This is a genomic window from Gemmobacter caeni, from assembly GCF_003054195.1.
GTDB lineage: Bacteria > Pseudomonadota > Alphaproteobacteria > Rhodobacterales > Rhodobacteraceae > Gemmobacter > Gemmobacter caeni.
In genome coordinates this window covers 53,932-72,764 of the sequence record NZ_QBKP01000020.1, presented here as the reverse complement: position 1 = coordinate 72,764, position 18,833 = coordinate 53,932, and the positions used below count along the sequence as shown (strand labels likewise).

General features: G+C 63.1%; 19 protein-coding genes and 1 tRNA gene. 10 read left to right on the top strand and 10 right to left on the bottom strand.

Annotated elements, in window-relative coordinates; genetic code table 11:
- Positions 1-11: 11 nt before the first annotated feature.
- From C8N34_RS21855 to C8N34_RS21820, 8 genes are all read right to left on the bottom strand, one after another.
- Positions 12-344 (bottom strand): hypothetical protein, encoded by a 333-nt coding sequence (locus tag C8N34_RS21855; protein WP_108130495.1) that lies wholly within the window; start codon positions 342-344, stop codon positions 12-14.
- Positions 341-682: a hypothetical protein gene (locus C8N34_RS21850; RefSeq protein WP_108130494.1), complete on the bottom strand. Its 342-nt coding sequence runs from the start codon at positions 680-682 to the stop codon at positions 341-343. The genes C8N34_RS21855 and C8N34_RS21850 overlap by 4 nt, the downstream gene beginning before the upstream one ends.
- Positions 679-1,074: a hypothetical protein gene (locus C8N34_RS26020; RefSeq protein WP_145693678.1), complete on the bottom strand. Its 396-nt coding sequence runs from the start codon at positions 1,072-1,074 to the stop codon at positions 679-681. The genes C8N34_RS21850 and C8N34_RS26020 overlap by 4 nt, the downstream gene beginning before the upstream one ends.
- 50 nt (positions 1,075-1,124) lie before the next feature.
- The gene (locus tag C8N34_RS21840; protein ID WP_108130493.1) at positions 1,125-1,433 is read right to left on the bottom strand and encodes a hypothetical protein; all 309 of its coding nucleotides are present in this window, start codon (positions 1,431-1,433) and stop codon (positions 1,125-1,127) included.
- A gap of 29 nt (positions 1,434-1,462) precedes the next feature.
- Positions 1,463-1,678 (bottom strand): helix-turn-helix transcriptional regulator, encoded by a 216-nt coding sequence (locus C8N34_RS21835; protein ID WP_108130492.1) that lies wholly within the window; start codon positions 1,676-1,678, stop codon positions 1,463-1,465.
- Positions 1,679-1,711: 33 nt separating this feature from the next.
- Positions 1,712-2,194, bottom strand: a complete 483-nt coding sequence (locus C8N34_RS21830) for a hypothetical protein (protein WP_108130491.1) — start codon at positions 2,192-2,194, stop codon at positions 1,712-1,714.
- Between the two features lie 544 nt (positions 2,195-2,738).
- Positions 2,739-3,953 (bottom strand): tyrosine-type recombinase/integrase, encoded by a 1,215-nt coding sequence (locus tag C8N34_RS21825; RefSeq protein ID WP_158640771.1) that lies wholly within the window; start codon positions 3,951-3,953, stop codon positions 2,739-2,741.
- Positions 3,954-4,103: 150 nt separating this feature from the next.
- A tRNA-Leu gene (locus tag C8N34_RS21820) sits at positions 4,104-4,188 on the bottom strand.
- A 147-nt stretch (positions 4,189-4,335) separates the two neighbouring features.
- Here C8N34_RS21820 and C8N34_RS21815 point away from each other — a divergent pair.
- The 9 genes from C8N34_RS21815 (at position 4,336) to mtgA (ending at position 15,733) form a co-directional block, all read left to right on the top strand.
- Positions 4,336-5,322, top strand: coding sequence for a complex I NDUFA9 subunit family protein (locus tag C8N34_RS21815; protein WP_108130489.1), 987 nt, complete (start codon positions 4,336-4,338; stop codon positions 5,320-5,322).
- A 3-nt stretch (positions 5,323-5,325) separates the two neighbouring features.
- Positions 5,326-6,132, top strand: coding sequence for an undecaprenyl-diphosphate phosphatase (locus tag C8N34_RS21810; RefSeq protein ID WP_108130488.1), 807 nt, complete (start codon positions 5,326-5,328; stop codon positions 6,130-6,132).
- A 162-nt stretch (positions 6,133-6,294) separates the two neighbouring features.
- The gene (locus C8N34_RS21805; RefSeq protein ID WP_054303890.1) at positions 6,295-7,731 is read left to right on the top strand and encodes an NAD(P)-dependent oxidoreductase; all 1,437 of its coding nucleotides are present in this window, start codon (positions 6,295-6,297) and stop codon (positions 7,729-7,731) included.
- 74 nt (positions 7,732-7,805) lie between these two features.
- Positions 7,806-8,606 (top strand): alpha/beta hydrolase family protein, encoded by an 801-nt coding sequence (locus C8N34_RS21800; RefSeq protein WP_054303889.1) that lies wholly within the window; start codon positions 7,806-7,808, stop codon positions 8,604-8,606.
- On the top strand, positions 8,603-9,310 hold the full coding sequence (locus C8N34_RS21795) for a hypothetical protein (protein ID WP_054303888.1): 708 nt from the start codon (positions 8,603-8,605) through the stop codon (positions 9,308-9,310). The genes C8N34_RS21800 and C8N34_RS21795 overlap by 4 nt, the downstream gene beginning before the upstream one ends.
- On the top strand, positions 9,300-9,737 hold the full coding sequence (locus tag C8N34_RS21790) for a GFA family protein (RefSeq protein WP_054303887.1): 438 nt from the start codon (positions 9,300-9,302) through the stop codon (positions 9,735-9,737). The genes C8N34_RS21795 and C8N34_RS21790 overlap by 11 nt, the downstream gene beginning before the upstream one ends.
- A gap of 3 nt (positions 9,738-9,740) precedes the next feature.
- Entirely contained in the window at positions 9,741-14,279 is a 4,539-nt protein-coding gene (gltB, locus tag C8N34_RS21785; protein WP_108130487.1) for a glutamate synthase large subunit, read from the top strand.
- Between the two features lie 134 nt (positions 14,280-14,413).
- Positions 14,414-14,923, top strand: a complete 510-nt coding sequence (locus tag C8N34_RS21780; protein ID WP_108130486.1) for a DUF1269 domain-containing protein — start codon at positions 14,414-14,416, stop codon at positions 14,921-14,923.
- A 66-nt stretch (positions 14,924-14,989) separates the two neighbouring features.
- Positions 14,990-15,733, top strand: coding sequence for a monofunctional biosynthetic peptidoglycan transglycosylase (gene mtgA, locus C8N34_RS21775; RefSeq protein WP_108130485.1), 744 nt, complete (start codon positions 14,990-14,992; stop codon positions 15,731-15,733).
- Positions 15,734-15,793: 60 nt separating this feature from the next.
- On the opposite strand, the gene dapD is transcribed toward mtgA, so the two are convergent.
- Positions 15,794-16,618, bottom strand: a complete 825-nt coding sequence (dapD, locus tag C8N34_RS21770) for a 2,3,4,5-tetrahydropyridine-2,6-dicarboxylate N-succinyltransferase (RefSeq protein ID WP_054303883.1) — start codon at positions 16,616-16,618, stop codon at positions 15,794-15,796.
- A gap of 118 nt (positions 16,619-16,736) precedes the next feature.
- Between dapD and C8N34_RS21765 the strand changes: the two genes are divergently transcribed.
- A complete protein-coding gene (locus C8N34_RS21765; protein ID WP_054303882.1) occupies positions 16,737-17,561 on the top strand; it encodes an LOG family protein in 825 nt (274 codons plus the stop codon).
- 17 nt (positions 17,562-17,578) lie between these two features.
- Here the strand turns inward: C8N34_RS21765 and C8N34_RS21760 are convergent, their stop codons facing one another.
- Positions 17,579-18,832, bottom strand: a complete 1,254-nt coding sequence (locus C8N34_RS21760; RefSeq protein WP_108130484.1) for a DNA polymerase IV — start codon at positions 18,830-18,832, stop codon at positions 17,579-17,581.
- Position 18,833: the final 1 nt, after the last annotated feature.

Below are 18,833 nucleotides of genomic sequence, written 5' to 3'. Positions count from 1 at the left end.
GGCCACAGCTATTACTGTCCGGACGCCGCCAACCGTTGCTCTTGGACCGTGATCGACAGGAAAGCGAACATCTTCACAACGGCCTCTTCCAGCTCCGTCGGCCCGATATCTGCGGGCGTCCTGAGCATCTTCCGCATGCACAGACCCTGGAACCGGGCGGTGACGATCCACTCGTCGTCCACCGTCACGGACACCGCAGACCCGTAATGCTCCGCGAAGGAGACGGCGTTGGATACCAGCAGACCGGTCAGGGCGTGGTTCCACTCATCGGGCGGGAAGGCGTTCAGGCCGCCGACCCGGCACTCTTTGAGCGGATCGGCGTTGACCGTAAGGACCACCGTCATTCGCACGACCCGTCAGCCTTAGACCTCAGAACCAGCATGCCCTCCAAAGTAATCAGACAGTTGATCAGGTTTCGCGCGAGGTGCATCGAGTTAGAGCCGTTGGTGCGACCGGAAATCACAGACTCATCAAGTTCCTGATCTTGACCAACGGACACGGTGACGCCCATGGCGGTTGCGGACACCATCTCGTCGATCATCTCGATCTGCGGGATGACCCCGACGTTAGCGGTGAAGCTGACGATCACGCTGCTGAGCTGGACAGCGCACAAGAGGTCTTTGTCGTCCATCTCAAAATAGCTGATCTCGGGGATGGTGTGCCACGCTCTGACCATATTCATTCGAGTGCCTCCCGCCCCTCGCAGGCCGCGCAGCGGCACTCGGCGTCTTCCCCCAGTTCCAGCTTGCGGTCCAGATACCCCAGCATGGACAGCCAGACGAACGTGTTGTGGTCCAGGTTCGGCTTGGCCTTGCAGTTGGCATCCCGGATCGCGACGACGGCGACGCCGCAGGCGGCCACGGCCACGCGGTCCGCGTCGATCTGGATCAGCGGGAACTGGCCCCAGCGGCTCGCGAAACGCCGGACGTCCTCGCCGAAGACGATGGCCATAACATCCGCGCTGACTTTCCGGCATTCGTTGCCGTCAAATTTGAGCGTGTGATACCGCATCTTAGGGCCGGTCTTCTGGGGATACACGGGGCAAGCCGGTCCCATCTGCGCAAACGCATTCATGTCATTCTCCATGTTTTCGAAGTGTTAAGTTTGCTGTTCGTGCGGGACTGTCAGAAGTATTCCCAACGGATCCCGTTGACCGACATGGCCTCGCACAAAGCATTGAAAGCCAGTTCGCACAGCATTTCGTCGGTCGTAAGATCGTCCCCATAAGTGTGGGAAAACTCGAAGGACCCCATGGAAAGCCAGACAGACCCCCTGCCGGCCCCGAAACTACAGTCCAGATTGTTCGTCCGCTGAATAGACCTCATCAGGGCCCTGATGAGCTGGTAGATGATTTCCGGCAGAACATCCGGATCACCATCATCAGGAATGATGACGTTTTGGGCAGTTTTCATCGTTCGCACAGGTGCGTTCATTTTCGATATCCTGTTTTTGTGGGGGTCTCTTAGGCGGCGCGCAGTTCCGCGGCGCGGTCATTCATCCAGTCGACAACCTCATGCTCGAACCAGACGTTAGTCTTGCTGGTCAGCCTGATGGGGGCCGGGAAGGTGCCGTCGGCCACGTAGCGCTTCAAGGTTCGAGGCGACACAGACAGCATCTTGCAGACGTCATCCGGGCGGACCCAGGACGGGCGGGCGGCGGTTTCGGTGATGGTGGTCATTGGGTCCTCCGTGTCTTGGCCGGGGGCGGCGGGTTAAAGCTTGACGTCGTAGCCGGTCGCCAGACCGATCATGATCTGCATCGACAGGATGTTGATCTGGATTTGCATGTCGTCAGGCGTGAGACGGCGCATGGTCCCGTTGTCCGTGACGGAGCGAAAATCGAAGTCCCCGCGGCCGCAGCGGTCAATCAGGGTCGCCGCGAACTTCTCGCGCTTTTTGTGGTTGGGGCGGCGACGAGAGAGACAAACACCGATGTAGGTGTCAGTCAGCGAAACGCTCATGCTCATGCCGATTTCGCACGACATCCGCTTGACCCAGGCCCGCATGATCTCGAAGGACTGGGCCGTCAGATCATCAGGGTCCGGGGTCATCAAAACCTCGATGGAATTCCCGGTTTTTTTGAAGTCGTAGCCGCCGTCGGACTTCTTGGAGACGTCATGGATGAAGATGGCCAAGCACAGCGGCGCCTGCAGTTTCGGTTCATCTTCCCGCTCATCGTTCAGAAATTTAAGCATGATTTTCAGTCCCGTTTTGTGCCTTCATGCTCAAAAGATACACGAAAATGAGCCGACAACAACGGAAAAACACACGAAGACACGAACAGGCGGCGCAACATCCGCTAACTCCTTGAGTCAGATCACATCTTTTTTGCGCCCCTCACCCCCACGGCGGCCGGATCCAGATCAGTTTCGATGATGTTTGGGCGAAAATTGATTCGGACGGCGCTCACGGACAGGCGGATTCCCAGCAGATCGGGCACGGAAGTGTAATCGGAGAGGGGGTTTGTAATCGGGAAAACGGGGCCGTTTAACGCCTGATTACACTTCGGATTACACGCAAGCGTATGATTTCGTTTGCGTAATCGGGTTTGTAAAACGAGATCGCCGTAATCGGGCCGCTCTAACTTACCATACGCCAGAGCATACAGATTCATAAAACAGACCACGATCCGTTTTACACTAAGGTATTATTGTTTAAATTCAGTTAGTTGCGTGTAATCGCAAGTGTAATCAGAGCGTAATCAGGGTGTAATCAGGTTTTCACCGATTACACTTATGGTCACTTGGACGGCGGTAGCTGTCGGAAACCATCGATCCTGTCGGACCACGACTGCATCATCGCAACACGCTCCTCCAGCCTCTGGGCCTTGTCGTAGGCTGCTCGGACCTTGTTGTCGTCCGCGTGCGACAGCTGAAGCTCGATGGCCGCGTCAGAGTAATCGCGATGCTTCTCGGGGACGTGCCTAAGCAGGGTTGACGCGGTGGTGCGGAACCCGTGAAACGTCACATCCTCTTTGGAGAAGCCCATCCGACGCAGAGAGGAGTTCAGGGTGTTGGACGAGATTGACCGCGACCTATGCCTTGGGGACGGGAAGACGTGCTCGCAGTTTCCGCTGAACTGCCGGATCTCGCGCAGCAGCGCGTGGACCTGGTCCGAAATCGGCACCAGGTGCTCCCGCTTCATCTTCATGGCCCCCGCCGGGATCGAGATCATCCGCTCGTTGTCGCTGATCCAGGACCACCGCAACGCCCGTAGCTCACCGTCCCGCAGGAACACGTGCGGTGCCATCATCAGCGCGTATCGCGTGGACGCGTCCCCGGAATACTCGTCGATCGCCCGCAGCAGCTCGCCGACCTTGTGCGGGTCAGTCAGACCGGCGTGGTTACGGATGGGCGGCTTGATCACCGCCTCGTTCATCACGGGACCCGGGTCCATGACGGCGATTCCGCTGGCGGCGGCGTATCGGAACACCTGGCTGACGAACGTCTTTGCCTTCGTGCTCTTGTGCAGTTTCCCGGTGCCCTCGATGCTGCGGATCGCGCTGACGATCTCCGGGACCTTGATTTCGGTGATGGGGGTTCCGCCGAACTGGCGGCGGACGGCGGCGCGGCTCCACTCGAACTTGTCCACGGTGGACTCCGCGACCGGGTTCCGGGTGTTCGCCTTGCGGAACGCGATGTATTCCCCGGCCCACGCGTCGAACGTCTTATCGTTCCCGCCGCTTTTCAGTGCGCGCTTGGCGGCCCCGGGGTCCTGACCCTCTGCCAGCATCTTTTTCGCCTGCTCACGCATCGCGCGGGCGTCCACCAGAGACACGGCGGGCCAAGCGCCGAACGACAGGGTCTTCTGGCGGCCGCCGAACCGGTAGGCCATCTTCCACAGCTTGGAGCCGGACGCCGTGGCCTCAAGATACAGTCCGCCGCCGTCGGATTCCCGCTTCGGCTTGCCGCCCTCTGATACGAGAGCCTTAACGCGCGTGAGATTCAGAGCCAATGCCAACACCTCCCCAGACTGCCAACATCCATGCCAACACATCAGTGGCACAACGTGGCCCGAAATGACACCAACCGCCGGACCGAAGTCCAGCGGTTGTTGGCATTTTTTGGGTTTTGACCCGGTATGTCCCCGTATGACAGGGACATTTGGTGCCCAGAAGAGGACTCGAACCTCCACGCCTTGCGGCACTGGTACCTGAAACCAGCGCGTCTACCAATTCCGCCATCTGGGCGATGTCGTGAGCTGGTATCTACGGATGCCGCGCGGGGGTGTCAACAGGGGGAATCGCAAAATCTTCACAGGATTTGCGACTTGTTTGGAAATCCCCTTAAAGTTATGGAGACAGGCGAAAATGCAGCATCCGGGAAGGGCTCGTAGCATGAGCAAGCTGGTCACGATCTTCGGGGGTTCGGGCTTCGTGGGGCGCTATGTGGCGCGGCGCATGGCGAAAGAAGGCTGGCGCGTGCGCGTGGCCGTCCGTCGCCCGAATGAGGCGCTGTTCGTGCGCCCCTATGGCGTTGTGGGCCAGGTGGAGCCTGTGCTGTGCAACATCCGTGACGATGCAAGCGTGCGTGCGGCGCTGGCCGGTGCCGATGCCGTGGTGAACTGCGTGGGCATCCTGAATGCCGTCGGCAAGAACAGCTTTGATGCCGTGCAGGCCGAGGGTGCGGGCCGGGTGGCCCGGCTGGCGGCCGAGGCGGGTGTGACCCGTCTGGTGCATATCTCGGCGCTGGGTGCCGACAGGGACAGCGACAGCGATTACACGCGCACCAAGGCCGAGGGCGAGGCCGCCGTTCTAGCTGCCTTCCCGTCTGCGGTGATCCTGCGGCCCTCGATCATCTTCGGGAACGAGGATGGCTTCTTCAACCGCTTCGCCGCCATGGCGCGGATGACCCCGGTGATTCCGATGTTCGGCGCCGCGACCCGGTTCCAGCCCGTGCATGTCGAGGATGTGGCCGCGGCCGCCGTGAAAGGCGCCCTGGGTCAGGCCGCGCCGGGCATCTATGAACTGGGCGGGCCGGATGCCGAAAGCTTCCATGACCTGATGAAGGGCATGCTGCATGTCATCAATCGCCGTCGCCTGTTGCTGCCGCTGCCGCGTTTCGTCGGCCGGCTGATTGCCTTCGGTTTCGATGTGGTGCAGGCGGTCACGCTGGGCCTGATCGAGAACAAGGTTCTGACCGGCGACCAGCTGAAGAACCTTTACCGCGACAATGTGGTGGCGCCGGGCGCCAGGGGCTTCGCCGATCTGGGCATCCAGCCCGCCGCCATGGGGGCGGTGCTGCCCGATTACCTGTGGCCCTATCGTCCGTCCGGCCAGTACGACGCGATCAAGGCTTCGGCGAAGAACCTGCGCAAGGCCTGATCCATGGCTGACCAGTCGCTGCTGAGCGCCGCGGTCCTCGGCATTGTCGAGGGCCTGACCGAGTTCATTCCGGTCTCCTCGACCGGGCATCTGCTGCTTCTGGGGCATTTCATCGGCTTCGAAAGCGCGGGCAAGACCTTCGAGGTGGTGATCCAGCTGGGCGCGGTGCTGGCTGTGCTGTCGGTCTATTCGGCGAAGCTGTGGCAGGTCTTTTCCACCGCCCGCACCGACCCCAAAGCATTCCGCTTTATCATCGCGGTGGCGCTTGCCTTTCTGCCCGCCGTTGTGGTGGGCGTGCTGGCGCATGATTTCATCAAACGCGTGCTGTTCGAAACCCCGATGCTGGTGGCGATCAACCTGATCTGGGGCGGGGCGGTGCTGCTGTGGGTCGACCGCATGAAGCTGGAGCCCCGCTATGAGGACGCCATGGATGTGCCGCTGGGCGTGGCGCTGAAAATCGGCCTGTTCCAGTGCCTTGCGATGATCCCCGGCGTCTCGCGGTCCGGGTCGACCATCGTCGGTGGGCTGCTGATGGGCGTGGGCAAGCGCGGTGCGGCGGAGTTTTCGTTCTTCCTGTCGATGCCGACCATGGGGGCGGCCTTCGCCTATGACCTGTGGAAAAGCCGGCACATGCTGGACAGCAGTGCCATGACCGAAATCGCGGTGGGTTTCGTGCTGGCGCTGATCTCGGCGATTCTGGTGGTGAAATGGCTGCTCGGCTACGTCTCGCGCCATGGCTATGCGCTGTTCGGCTGGTGGCGAATCATGCTCGGCGCAGTGACTTTGACGGCGCTTTCATTGGGGTTTTGATTTGATAGGTAAATTGTGCTGACCTAAATTCTGGAATTTAAGTCAGCACATCAGACGTTTTTCAGCAAAAAGCTGTATTTAGGTCAGTTTTGCTGACTTTTATTCGAATCCGGCCCGGAGTATCAATGCGCACCCACCGATTTGCCGAGGGAGGCGTGGCTCATGGCCAAGGAACGGATGCTTCAGTTTGTGACCGTCGAACGGGAAATGCCCGAGAAGCGTCCGGCCGATCTGCGTGCGCAGGATTTCCATGAAATCTATCGGGAATTTGCCGCACAGAAGGCGGCGGAACAGGCCAGCCGGTGCAGCCAGTGCGGCGTGCCCTATTGCCAGTCGCATTGCCCGCTGCACAACAATATCCCCGACTGGCTGCGCATGACGGCCTCGGGCCGTCTGGAAGAAGCCTATGCGCTGAGCCAGGCGACCAATACCTTCCCCGAGATTTGCGGCCGCATCTGCCCGCAGGACCGGCTGTGCGAAGGCAATTGCGTGATCGAGCAATCGGGCCATGGCACCGTGACCATCGGCTCGGTCGAGAAGTACATCACCGATACGGCCTGGGAAAACGGCTGGGTGAAGCCGGTGAAACCGGCCGTGGAACGCGCTGAAAGCGTGGGTATCATCGGCGCGGGTCCGGGCGGGCTTGCTGCGGCAGACATGCTGCGCCGCAAGGGCTTTCAGGTCACGGTCTATGATCGCTATGACCGCGCGGGTGGTCTGCTGACCTATGGCATCCCCGGCTTCAAGCTGGAAAAGCCGGTGGTCATGCAGCGCATCGACCAGCTGGAAGCCTCGGGCGTGAACTTCGTGATGAACTGCAAGGTCGGCGAGGATCTGAGCTTCGATGCCATCCGGGGCCAGCATGACGCGGTGCTGATTGCGACCGGCGTCTACAAGATGCGCGACGTCGGCGGGCCGGGTGTCGGCCAGAAGGGCATTGTTCAGGCACTGGATTACCTGACCGCCTCGAACCGCAAGAGCTTTGGCGATGAGGTCGAGGCCTTTGACAACGGCGATCTGGATGCCAGCGGTAAGCGCGTGGTGGTGATCGGCGGCGGCGATACGGCGATGGACTGCGTGCGCACCGCGATCCGTCAGGGCGCGACCTCGGTCAAGTGCCTCTATCGCCGCGACAAGGCCAATATGCCGGGCTCGCGCCGTGAAACGCAGAATGCCGAGGAAGAGGGCGTCGAATTCGTCTGGCTGGCGGCGCCCAAGGGCTTTGCCGGGAATGGGGCGGTTGAAGGCGTGATGGTGCAGAAGATGCGCCTTGGCGCCCCCGACGCGACCGGCCGCCAGACCCCCGAGGTGATCGAGGGCGCGGATTACGTCGAACCCGCCGATCTGGTGATTACCGCGCTGGGGTTTGAACCTGAGGATCTGCCGGTGCTCTGGGGCGTGCCGGAACTGGCCGTGACCCGCTGGGGCACCGTCAAGGCAGATTTCCAGACCCATCAGACCGCGCTTCCGGGTGTGTTCGCGGCGGGTGATATCGTGCGCGGCGCCAGCCTCGTGGTCTGGGCGATCCGCGACGGACGCGAGGCGGCCGATGCGATCGAGGCCTATCTGGCGCAACCCGCCAGCGTCGCCGCCGAATAAGGGCTGGCGCCGGGAATCCCTTGTCTGCCGTGTGATGCGGCAGTCTTTCTGACCTGAAAAGAGAGGGCCCGATCATGGGCGAGACGGCACCAGCATCGGCGGAAGGCAGCGCAGCGGCGCCTTCGTCGCGTGCTGCCCGCCCGGATGTGGAAATTTCGACGCTGCGGGATGACCGTGCGCTGCGCGTCTGGCGTCATCGCGGGCGCGGGCGCCGTCTTGTCGTCTGCTTTTCGGGGGTGGGTCGCTATCAGCGCCGCCCGCCACGGCTTGAATTTGCCAAAACGGCCAGTGCCTCGGGGCGCGATCATGTGCTTTACATCGCCGATGTCCGCCGCAGCTGGCTGAACGCCCCGGGGTTGATCGAGGAGGTCGTCGCCCTGGTCGAGGCCGAGGCGGTTGAGGTTGGCGCGACCCAGGTGGTCAGCATGGGGCATTCACTGGGCGGCTTTTCGGCTCTGGCCCTGGGCGGCTTCACGCGTGTGGACAGCGCGCTGGCGCTGTCGCCACAGCTTTCGGTCGATCCGGCGGTGGTGCCGGACGAAACACGCTGGAAATCCTTTCGCGACCGGATCGAGACTTATCGCATTTCCGATGTGCGCAGCGTGATGGCGCGGGCCACCCAGCATTACATCATCTATGGCACCCATCGTTCGGAGCGCGCGCAACTGCGGCTGCTGCGCCCGGCAACGAATACGCATTGCTTCACGCTGCCCGGTGTGCGGCACGATACCGTCATGCGCATGTTTCACGCGGGTATTCTGGATGATGCGGTGCAACTGGCCTTCGGGCGGCGCACCCGCCGGTTGCGGAAAATGCTGTCTGACGCGCTGGATGGCGTGCAGCTTGCAGTTCCTGTCGAGGAGGACGCGGCATGAAATACGGGATCGTCTTGTTTCTGGCACTGACGGCGTCTCCGGCGCTGGCAGGAAGTTTCACGCCCCCGGCGGGCTGCGAAACCTATCTGACGGTGCAATCGCGCGGCTGCCGCGTCTCGAACCACTATACCTGCACGGCCGATCAGCCCGGCGACAAATGGCGTGCTGACTTCGATCAGGAGGGGATCTTCTTCCTCAGCCGGATCGACCGGGAAACCCAATGGGTTGAAAGCTTCGAGATGAACCCGCGTGTGCGGCAGACGCTGGATGCCAACCCCGCCGACCCTGCCAGTTTCGATGCGCTGCTGGGCGGACGTGACGATTTCGATTTCCGGCTGTCCAAGGACGACGGCTCGCGCAGCCATGTCACCGGCTATGACGCGCTGACCGGCAAAAGCTTTGTGATTGACGGCGTGACGCTGCAACAGACCGAATTCGAGTTCACTGAAACCGATCTCGACGGCAATGTCATGCGCCACGCGCGCGGTAACGAATACATCCATCCCGAATGGCGGATGTTCTTTGCCGGTCCGTCGGAATGGGATGAAAACGGCGAGTGGTTTCCTTCGGATGGCAGCCCGGTGCAGTTCATCCAGCCGGGCGAGCCGGGCTTTGCCGCCACCCAGCCGATTTTTGAATGCGGTGCGCTGATGTCTCAGGCGCCGGGGAACCCGTTGCTGCAAAAGGTGCGCCATGAGCCATGATCTGACCGGACATTGCCTGTGCGGAGCAGTACAGGTGACCGTGCGCAACCCCGCGCACGAGCTTGGGGCCTGCCATTGCGCCATGTGCCGCCGCTGGACCGGGGTTGCCTTTGTCACACTGGATGTACCCGAGGCCGATCTGACCGTGACGGGCAGTGAACACATCCGCTCCTACGCCTCCTCGGACTGGGCTGAGCGCAGCTTCTGCGGCACCTGCGGGTCCGCGCTGTGGTATCGGCTGAAGCCGGGTGTGGGGCCGACCGACTATTACATGGCCGCGGGCCTGCTGGACGATCTGTCCGGGCAGCGGCTGGAACGCGAAATCTATATCGACCGGAAGCCCGGAGCCTTTGCCTTCGCCGGTCCGACCCAGCAGATGACCGAGGCCGAGTTTCTGGCCACGTTGCAAGCCAATCCCGAGGAGTAAGCCATGACGATCTATGATGAAGCCTGGGTGAAGGCCGAAGAGGAAAAGCGCCGCTTCATGGGCGAACATGGCCTGTGGCGCGAGGATGACGAACATTCTTCCTGCGGCGTGGGTCTGGTCGCCTCGATCAGTGGCAAGCCCTCGCGCAAGGTGGTGGATGCGGGTCTGGATGCACTGCGCGCGATCTGGCACCGCGGCGCGGTCGATGCCGATGGCAAGACGGGCGACGGCGCGGGCATCCATGTGCAGATCCCGGTGAAATTCTTCTACGATCAGGTCCGCCGCACGGGCCATGAGGCCGACCCGAAGAAGCTGATCGCGGTGGGGCAGGTCTTCCTGCCGCGCACCGATTTCGCCGCGCAGGAACGCTGCCGCACGATCGTCGAAACCGAAGTGCTGCGCATGGGCCATTATATCTATGGCTGGCGTCACGTTCCGGTGGATACGTCGGTGCTGGGCGAAAAGGCCAATGCGACGCGGCCCGAGATCGAACAGATCCTGATCCGTTGTGAAAAGGACATCGACCACGAACAGTTCGAGCGTGAGCTTTACATCATCCGTCGCCGGATCGAGAAGGCGGTGACGGCTGCCGGGATCGCGGGCTGCTACCTGTGCAGCCTGTCCTGCCGCAGCATCATCTACAAGGGCATGATGCTGGCCGAGCAGGTTTCGGTCTTCTACCCGGATCTTCAGGACGAGCGGTTCGAATCCACCTTCGCCATCTATCACCAGCGCTATTCCACCAACACCTTCCCGCAATGGTGGCTGGCGCAGCCCTTCCGCATGCTCGCCCATAACGGCGAGATCAACACGCTGAAGGGCAACGTCAACTGGATGCGCAGCCATGAGATCCGCATGGCCTCGTCGGCCTTCGGGGAAATGGCCGAGGACATCAAGCCGATCATCCCCTCGGGCACGTCGGACAGCGGCGCGCTGGACGCGGTGTTCGAGGTTCTGGTGCGCTCTGGCCGGTCGGCGCCGATGGCCAAGACCATGCTGGTCCCCGAGGCCTGGAGCAAGACGACCGCCGACATGCCGCAAGCCTGGGCGGATATGTATGCCTACTGCAACGCGGTGATGGAGCCGTGGGACGGCCCGGCCGCGCTGGCGATGACCGATGGCCGCTGGGTCTGCGGCGGGCTGGACCGCAACGGCCTGCGCCCGATGCGCTATGTCGTCACCGGCGATGGCCTGCTGATCGCGGGGTCCGAAGCGGGTATGGTGCCGGTGGACGAAGGCACGATCCGTGAAAAAGGCGCGCTCGGTCCGGGGCAGATGATTGCCGTCGATACCAAGGAGGGCAAGCTTTACCACGACGCCGAGATGAAGGACCGTCTGGCCCGCAGCCAGCCCTACAGCGAATGGATCGAGAAGGTCGTCGACCTGAACTCGATGCTGCGCGACATCCCGGAAGAACAGACCTTCACGGGCGCGGCGCTGCGCAAGCGCCAGATCGCGGCGGGCTATACGGTCGAGGAGCTGGAGCAGGTTCTGGCTCCGATGGCCGAGGACGGCAAGGAAATGATCGCCTCGATGGGTGATGACACGCCGGTCGCGGTGCTGTCGAAGCAGTATCGGCCGCTGAGCCATTTCTTCCGCCAGAACTTCAGCCAGGTCACCAACCCGCCGATCGACTCCTTGCGTGAAACGCGGGTGATGAGCCTCAAGACCCGCTTCGGCAACCTGAAGAACGTCTTGGATGAATCGAGCGCCCAGACCGAGATTCTGGTTCTGGAAAGCCCGTTCATTGCCAATATCGAATATCAGGTGATGCTGAAGCAGTTCGGCGCGCAGGTGGCGGTCATCGACTGCACCTTCCCGGCGGACAGCGATCAGGAGGCGCTGCGTCTGGGGCTGGAGCGTATCAGGGCCGAGGCCGAGGATGCCGTGCGGTCGGGCGCCGCGCATCTGGTGCTGACGGACGAGCATCAGGGCGAGGGCAAGGTGGCCATGCCGATGATCCTTGCCACCAGCGCGGTGCACAGCTGGCTGACGCGCAAGGGCCTGCGGACCTTCACCTCGCTGAACGTGCGTGCGGCGGAATGCATCGACCCGCATTACTTTGCGGTGCTGATCGGCTGCGGCGCAACCACGGTGAACCCTTATCTGGCACAGGACAGCATTGCCGACCGCATCGCGCGCGGGTTGCTGGAAGGCAGCCTGACCGATGCGATGCGCCGCTACCGTGACGCCATCGACGCGGGTCTGCTGAAGATCATGGCGAAGATGGGGATTTCCGTCATCTCGTCCTATCGTGGCGGACTGAACTTCGAGGCGGTGGGGCTGTCGCGTGCCATGGTGGCCGAATACTTCCCCGGCATGCACAGCCGCATCTCGGGGATCGGGCTGCACGGCATCCAGCAGAAGCTGCAAGAGGCCCATGCGAAGGGCTGGCGCGGCGGCAGCGACGTTCTGCCCATCGGCGGTTTCTACAAGGCGCGGCGCTCGGGCGAGAAACACGCCTGGGAAGCCCAGACCATGCACATGCTGCAAGCGGCCTGCGACCGGGCGTCCTATGACGTCTGGAAGCAGTACAGCGCTTCGATGCGGGCCAATCCGCCGATCCACATCCGTGATCTGCTGGACATCAAGCCGCTGGGCAAGCCGGTGCCGATTGAAGAGGTCGAGTCGATCACCTCGATCCGCAAGCGGTTCGTGACGCCCGGCATGTCGCTGGGGGCGCTGTCGCCCGAGGCGCATATGACGCTGAACATCGCCATGAACCGGATCGGCGCCAAATCCGACTCGGGCGAGGGCGGCGAAGATCCGGCGCACCAGCATCCGTTCCCGAACGGCGATAACCCCTGCGCCAAGATCAAGCAGGTGGCGAGCGGTCGTTTCGGTGTGACGGCGGAATATCTGAACGCCTGCGAGGAACTGGAAATCAAGGTTGCCCAGGGCGCCAAGCCCGGCGAGGGCGGCCAGCTTCCTGGCATGAAGGTGACCGAACTGATCGCGCGGCTGCGCCACAGCACCAAGGGCGTGACGCTGATCTCGCCCCCGCCGCACCACGACATCTATTCGATCGAGGATCTGGCCCAGCTCATCTACGACCTGAAGCAGATCAACCCGCGCTGCAAGGTGACGGTGAAGCTGGTTTCGGCCAGCGGCGTCGGCACCATCGCAGCGGGTGTGGCCAAGGCCAAGGCGGATATCATTCTGATTTCCGGTCATAACGGCGGCACGGGCGCCAGCCCCGGCACCTCGATCAAATACGCGGGCCTGCCGTGGGAAATGGGCCTGACCGAGGCGCATCAGGTGCTGACCATGAACAACCTGCGCGAGCGGGTGACGCTGCGCACCGACGGTGGTCTGCGCACGGGCCGCGACGTGGTGATTGCCGCGATGCTGGGGGCCGAGGAATACGGCATCGGCACCGCCGCCCTGATCGCCATGGGCTGTATCATGGTGCGGCAGTGCCAGTCGAACACCTGTCCGGTGGGCGTCTGCACCCAGAACGTCGATCTGCGCAAGAAGTTCACGGGCTCCGCCGACAAGGTGGTGAACCTGATCACCTTCTATGCGCAGGAAGTGCGCGAAATCCTCGCCTCCATCGGCGCACGTTCGCTGGACGAGATCATCGGTCGCCCCGATCTGCTGAGCCAGGTCAGCCGCGGGTCCGAGGCGCTGGACGATCTGGACCTGAACCCGCTGCTGATCACGGTCGACGGCTCGCAGAAGGTGACCTACGACCGTTCGAAACCGCGCAATGCGGTGCCGGATACGCTGGATGCGGAAATCGTCAAGGATGGCGCGCGCTTCTTCGAGGATGGCGAGAAGATGCAGCTCTCCTATGCTGTGCGCAACACGCTGCGGACCATCGGCACGCGGTCGTCCAGCCATATCGTCAAGAAGTTCGGGATGCGCAACAACCTGCAACCGGACCATCTGACGGTGAAGCTGACCGGCAACGCCGGGCAGTCGCTGGGCGCGTTCGCGGTCAACGGGCTGAAGATCGAGGTGCAGGGCGATGCCAACGATTACGTCGGAAAGGGCCTCAGCGGCGGTCTGATCGTGGTGCGCCCGCAGATGTCCAGCCCGCTGGTTGCGGATCAGAACACCATCATCGGCAATACCGTGCTTTATGGTGCGACCGATGGTTACCTGTTCGCGGCGGGCAAGGCGGGCGAGCGGTTCGCCGTGCGGAACTCGGGCGCGACTGTGGTGATCGAGGGCTGCGGCACCAACGGCTGTGAATACATGACCGGCGGTGTTGCGGTGATCCTTGGCAGGATCGGGGCCAACTTCGGCGCGGGCATGACCGGGGGCATGGCCTATCTCTACGACCCCGAGGGGGTGGCAGAGGATTTCATGAACCTTGAAAGCCTCGTGACCTGCGCGGTCAGCCACCCGCATTGGGAAGCGCAGGTGAAAGGTCTGGTCGAGCGTCATGCCGCCGAGACCGGCAGCCTGAAAGCCGCGCAGATCCTTGCGGACTGGGAAGCCGAGCGGGCCAATTTCCTTCAGGTCTGCCCGAAAGAGATGCTGGTCCATCTGCCCTGTCCGCTGTCGGACGAGGCGGCGAAGGTGCCGGCGGAATAAGTGGGGCACAGCCCTTGCCGTTCCGGACGCCCGCGGTCACCCCGCGGGCGTCATCTTTTCGTGACAGGGCTGGTGGAACCTGCGGGAAAGGCGCACGTTCAAGGGGAACGCGTATCCTGTAACCGGAGTCTGCCATGTCCGATCTTGTCATCATTGCATTCGATACCGAGGCCACCGCCTTTGAGGCGCGCGCGGCACTGGTGAAGATGCAGCAGGAATATCTGATCGAAATGGAGGATGCCGTGGTTGTCACCCGCAAGGATGACGGCACGGTGCAACTGCATCAGGCGGTCAACATGACCGCGATGGGCGCCGCTGGTGGTGGCGTCTGGGGCGGCCTGATCGGCCTTCTGTTCCTCAATCCGCTGCTGGGTGCGGCGGTCGGGGCAGGGGCAGGGGCGCTGTCGGGCTGGATGACCGATGTTGGCATCAATGACGATTTCCTGAAACAGACCGGGCAAAGCCTGCCGCCGGGCGGCGCCGCGCTGGGTATCCTGATCCGCAAGATGACCGCCGACAAGGTGCTGGCCGGGCTCGACAGCTTTGCGGGCAAGGGCAGGGTGCTGCGCACCTCGCTCAGCACCGATCAGGAAGCAAAGCTGGCCGAGGCGCTGGCCCGTCAAGGGACGGCGTCGTCGCTTTGATCCGCGACGCGGCGGGATGGCCCCGCCTGCCTTGACCGGCAGGCGGGCTTCGTGATCTGTGGGGGCATGGCCAAGACCACCCGCAAGAAGAAACCCGCCGCCGAACCGGCGCCCGAAATCGTCGCGCCGTTGCGGCCACCCCTGTGGGGGCGCCTGCGGCTTTGGATTTTGCGCGGCATTGCCGGGGTGATCGGCCTTTTCGCCGCGCTGATCCTTATTTTCGCCGTCGTGCCGGTGCCGACGAATCTGTATCAGATGCAGGAAAGCTGGCGGCTGGGCGGCATCGAGCGCGACTGGGTGGGCTGGGATGATATTGCGCCGGTCATGGCCCGCTCGGTCGTGGCGGCCGAGGATGCCAATTTCTGCCTGCACTGGGGGTTCGACATGAAGGCGATCCGTGCCGCGCTGGCCGAAGGCAGCGGGCGGGGCGCTTCGACCATCAGCCAGCAGGTCGTCAAGAATGTCTTTCTGTGGCAGGGCCGGAACTGGGCGCGCAAGGCAGCCGAGGCGCTGCTGACACCGCCGGTCGAACTGATCTGGACCAAGCGCCGTATTCTGCATGTCTATTTGAACATTGCGGAATTTGGCGAAGGTGTCTTTGGGGTCGAGGCCGCGGCACAGCACTGGTTCGGGGTGTCTGCCAGGGATCTGACCCCGGTGCAGGCCGCGCGTCTGGCGGCGATCCTGCCCGATCCCAAGGCGCGCAATCCGGCAAAGCCCACGGCAAGCCTGCGGCGCCGTGCCTCGCAAATCCTCGACGGGGCGCAGACCATCCGGGCCGACGGGCGCGCCGCTTGTTTCGAGGGTTGACGCCGGAATACAAAACGCGCGCCCAGGGCGCGCGCGTTTCAGGAATGCCTCGGGCAGAGATCAGTCGCGCAGCAGCTCGTTGATCGAGGTTTTGGAGCGGGTCTGCGCATCCACCTTCTTCACGATCACTGCGCAGTAAAGGTTGATGCCGTTCTTCGACGGCATGGAGCCTGCGACGACGACCGAACCGGCCGGAACCTCGCCATACATCACCTCGCCGGTTTCCCGGTCGACGATCTTGGTCGATTTGCCGATGAACACGCCCATGCCGAGGACCGAGCCCTCACGCACGATGCAGCCCTCGACCACCTCGGAGCGGGCACCGATGAAGCAATTGTCCTCGATGATGGTCGGGCCGGCCTGCATCGGTTCCAGCACGCCGCCAATGCCGACGCCCCCTGACAGGTGGACGTTCTTGCCGATCTGCGCGCAGGAGCCGACGGTGGCCCATGTATCGACCATGGTGCCCTCATCCACGAAGGCGCCGAGGTTTACGAAGCTGGGCATCAGCACCACGCCCCTGGCGATATGTGCGGATTTGCGGACGATGCAGTTCGGCACAGCGCGGAAACCCGCAGCCCTGAATTCCGCCTCGCCCCAGCCGTGGAACTTGCTGTCCACCTTATCCCACCAGCTGCTGCCCTGCGGGCCGCCGGATTGCAGTTCCATATCCTTCAGGCGGAAGCCCAGCAGCACCGCCTTCTTGGCCCACTGGTTGACATGCCAGTCGGCGCCGCGCTTTTCCGCCACGCGCAGAGTGCCCGCGCCCAAAGCCTCCAGCGTCGCCTCGACGGCATCGCGGGCCTCGCCCTTGGTCGCCGGGGTGATGGCGTCGCGCGCCTCCCATGCGGTTTCGATGGCGGCTTCCAGTGCGGCGTTGCTCATGGCGCTCCCTTCCCTATCCGGCGATTGCGCCATAGCCTATAGACGCAGGCCCCGGCCCGCGCAATCGCCGTTCCCGACCCGTGCCGCCTGTACCGCGACCAAAACCAAGGAAGACCGCATGACCGACGACGCCCGCCAGCACCCGTTCCGTGACAGCCATCAGGACGTGGCGGCGACCCATCGCATCCCCGACACGCCGCAGACCCGTGCCCCCGCCTATCGGCTGGCCTTCACCGATACCGATTTCCTGATGCGCGAGGAGTTGCGGCCGGTGCGCCTGCAACTGGAGCTGCTGAAGGCGCAGATGGTGCTGGATGAGCGTGGCATCAAATCGACCATCGTGCTGTTTGGCGGCGCCCGCATCCCGGAACCCGCGCAGAAGGAGACTGCGAAAACCCCGGTTCTGGCGGAGCTGTCGAAATATTATGACGAGGCGCGGCGCTTCGCCCGGATGATGACTGAACGCAGCCTGCAAAGCTATGGCCGCGAGAATGTCATCGTGACCGGCGGCGGGCCGGGGGTGATGGAGGCAGGCAACCGTGGCGCCGATGATGCGGGCGGTCAGTCCATCGGCCTGAACATCGTGCTGCCGCATGAACAGGCACCCAATGCCTATGTGACGCCCGATCTGTCGTTCAACTTCCACTACTTCGCCATCCGCAAGATGCACTTCCTGATGCGAGCCAAGGCCATCTGCATCTTCCCCGGCGGCTTTGGGACTCTGGATGAGATGTTCGAAAGCCTGACCCTGATCCAGACACGGCGGATGAAGCCCGTGCCCTTCCTGCTGTTCGGGCGCGAGTTCTGGGAGAAGATCATCAACTGGCAGGCACTGGCCGAGGCAGGGACCATCAGCCCAGAGGATCTGGACCTGTTCCGTTATGTCGATACGGCGGAAGAGGCGGTGGCCATCATCGACGGCTGGAAGGAACCCTGCCCCTGATCACTGTCCCCTAATACCTAGCGCAGGGCACGGCCCTTGATAATCGCGTCGCGGCCGAAGCGGGCGCGGATTTGATCGGTTGCGGCCTCTGCCTTCGCGCGGGTGGCGGCCTGCGGGTCCAAGAGATCGGCAGTGGTGTCTGCCTCCAGCCCCGGCACCAGATCGGCGATGCCGCAGCCGATCAGCCGGTAGGCGGCCCCCTTCGGCACCTGATCGAACAACGCCCGCGCCTCGCGGTAGATGCGATCAGCCATCTGCGTCGGCGCGGGCAGGGCGTGGCGGCGGCTGACCTGCACGAAATCCGCACGTTTCAGCTTCAGCGTCACGGTCCGGCCCGCCAACCCCTTCGCCTTGGCCCGGTCGGCCACCTGCACCGCCAGCCGCCACAGATGCCCGTCCAGCAGATCGGCATCGGCGGTATCCTCATTGAAGGTGGTCTCTTTCGAGATGGTCTTGAGCTTTTCATCCCGGCTGACGCGGCGGCTGTCCTGCCCGCGCGCCAGATGCCAGAGCCGCCCGCCCATATGGCCAAAGCGCGCGACCAGATCTGCCTGATCCCAGCGCAGCAGGTCGGCGATGGTTCGGATGCCCGCCGTCTCCAGCGCGGTCTGTGTGGCGGTGCCGACGCCCCAGATGATGCGGACAGGTTTCGGGGTCAGAAAGGCTTCGGTCTCGGCCCGGCCGATCACCGAAAATCCGCGCGGTTTGTCGAGGTCAGAGGCGATCTTGGCCAGAAACTTGTTGTGCGACAGGCCGACGGAGCCGGAGATGCCCAGTTCCGTCTCCATCCGCCGCACAAGGCGGGCCAGCATCACCGCTGGCGGCGCGCCATGCAGACGCGCGGTGCCGGTGAGATCGAGGAACGCTTCGTCCAGGCTCAGGGGTTCGATGGCCGGGGTCAGATCCTCGATCATGGCGCGGATCTTGCGCGACACTTCGGCATAGACCTGCATGCGCGGCTTGATGACGACGGCAGAAGGACAGAGCTTCAGCGCCTGAAACATCGGCATGGCCGAACGCACGCCCGAAATCCGCGCGATATAGCAGCAGGTGGAAACGACGCCCCGCGTGCCGCCGCCCACGATGACAGGCTTGTCGGCCAGATCGGGATTGTCGCGCTTTTCGACAGAGGCATAGAAGGCATCGCAATCCATGTGGGCAATGGAAAGATCCCAGAGCTCGGGGTGCGACAGCACGCGCGGACTGCGACAGGCCGGGCAGCGGCTGCCGGTATCGAAGGCGGTCAGGCAGGAACGGCAAAGCGCGGGCATG

Excerpts from the sequence above, each read along its gene's own strand:
- C8N34_RS21830 (WP_108130491.1), bottom strand. The coding sequence starts at position 2,194 with ATGCTTAAATTTCTGAACGATGAGCGGGAAGATGAACCGAAACTGCAG.
- C8N34_RS21790 (WP_054303887.1), top strand. The coding sequence starts at position 9,300 with ATGAGCCATGATCTGACCGGACATTGCCTGTGCGGAGCAGTACAGGTG.
- C8N34_RS21850 (WP_108130494.1), bottom strand. The coding sequence starts at position 682 with ATGAATATGGTCAGAGCGTGGCACACCATCCCCGAGATCAGCTATTTT.
- C8N34_RS26020 (WP_145693678.1), bottom strand. The coding sequence starts at position 1,074 with ATGAATGCGTTTGCGCAGATGGGACCGGCTTGCCCCGTGTATCCCCAG.
- C8N34_RS21835 (WP_108130492.1), bottom strand. The coding sequence starts at position 1,678 with ATGACCACCATCACCGAAACCGCCGCCCGCCCGTCCTGGGTCCGCCCG.
- dapD (WP_054303883.1), bottom strand. The coding sequence starts at position 16,618 with ATGAGCAACGCCGCACTGGAAGCCGCCATCGAAACCGCATGGGAGGCG.
- C8N34_RS21800 (WP_054303889.1), top strand. The coding sequence starts at position 7,806 with ATGGGCGAGACGGCACCAGCATCGGCGGAAGGCAGCGCAGCGGCGCCT.
- mtgA (WP_108130485.1), top strand. The coding sequence starts at position 14,990 with ATGGCCAAGACCACCCGCAAGAAGAAACCCGCCGCCGAACCGGCGCCC.
- C8N34_RS21805 (WP_054303890.1), top strand. The coding sequence starts at position 6,295 with ATGGCCAAGGAACGGATGCTTCAGTTTGTGACCGTCGAACGGGAAATG.
- C8N34_RS21840 (WP_108130493.1), bottom strand. The coding sequence starts at position 1,433 with ATGAACGCACCTGTGCGAACGATGAAAACTGCCCAAAACGTCATCATT.
- C8N34_RS21780 (WP_108130486.1), top strand. The coding sequence starts at position 14,414 with ATGTCCGATCTTGTCATCATTGCATTCGATACCGAGGCCACCGCCTTT.
- gltB (WP_108130487.1), top strand. The coding sequence starts at position 9,741 with ATGACGATCTATGATGAAGCCTGGGTGAAGGCCGAAGAGGAAAAGCGC.
- C8N34_RS21765 (WP_054303882.1), top strand. The coding sequence starts at position 16,737 with ATGACCGACGACGCCCGCCAGCACCCGTTCCGTGACAGCCATCAGGAC.
- C8N34_RS21815 (WP_108130489.1), top strand. The coding sequence starts at position 4,336 with ATGAGCAAGCTGGTCACGATCTTCGGGGGTTCGGGCTTCGTGGGGCGC.
- C8N34_RS21760 (WP_108130484.1), bottom strand. The coding sequence starts at position 18,832 with ATGCCCGCGCTTTGCCGTTCCTGCCTGACCGCCTTCGATACCGGCAGC.
- C8N34_RS21855 (WP_108130495.1), bottom strand. The coding sequence starts at position 344 with ATGACGGTGGTCCTTACGGTCAACGCCGATCCGCTCAAAGAGTGCCGG.
- C8N34_RS21810 (WP_108130488.1), top strand. The coding sequence starts at position 5,326 with ATGGCTGACCAGTCGCTGCTGAGCGCCGCGGTCCTCGGCATTGTCGAG.
- C8N34_RS21795 (WP_054303888.1), top strand. The coding sequence starts at position 8,603 with ATGAAATACGGGATCGTCTTGTTTCTGGCACTGACGGCGTCTCCGGCG.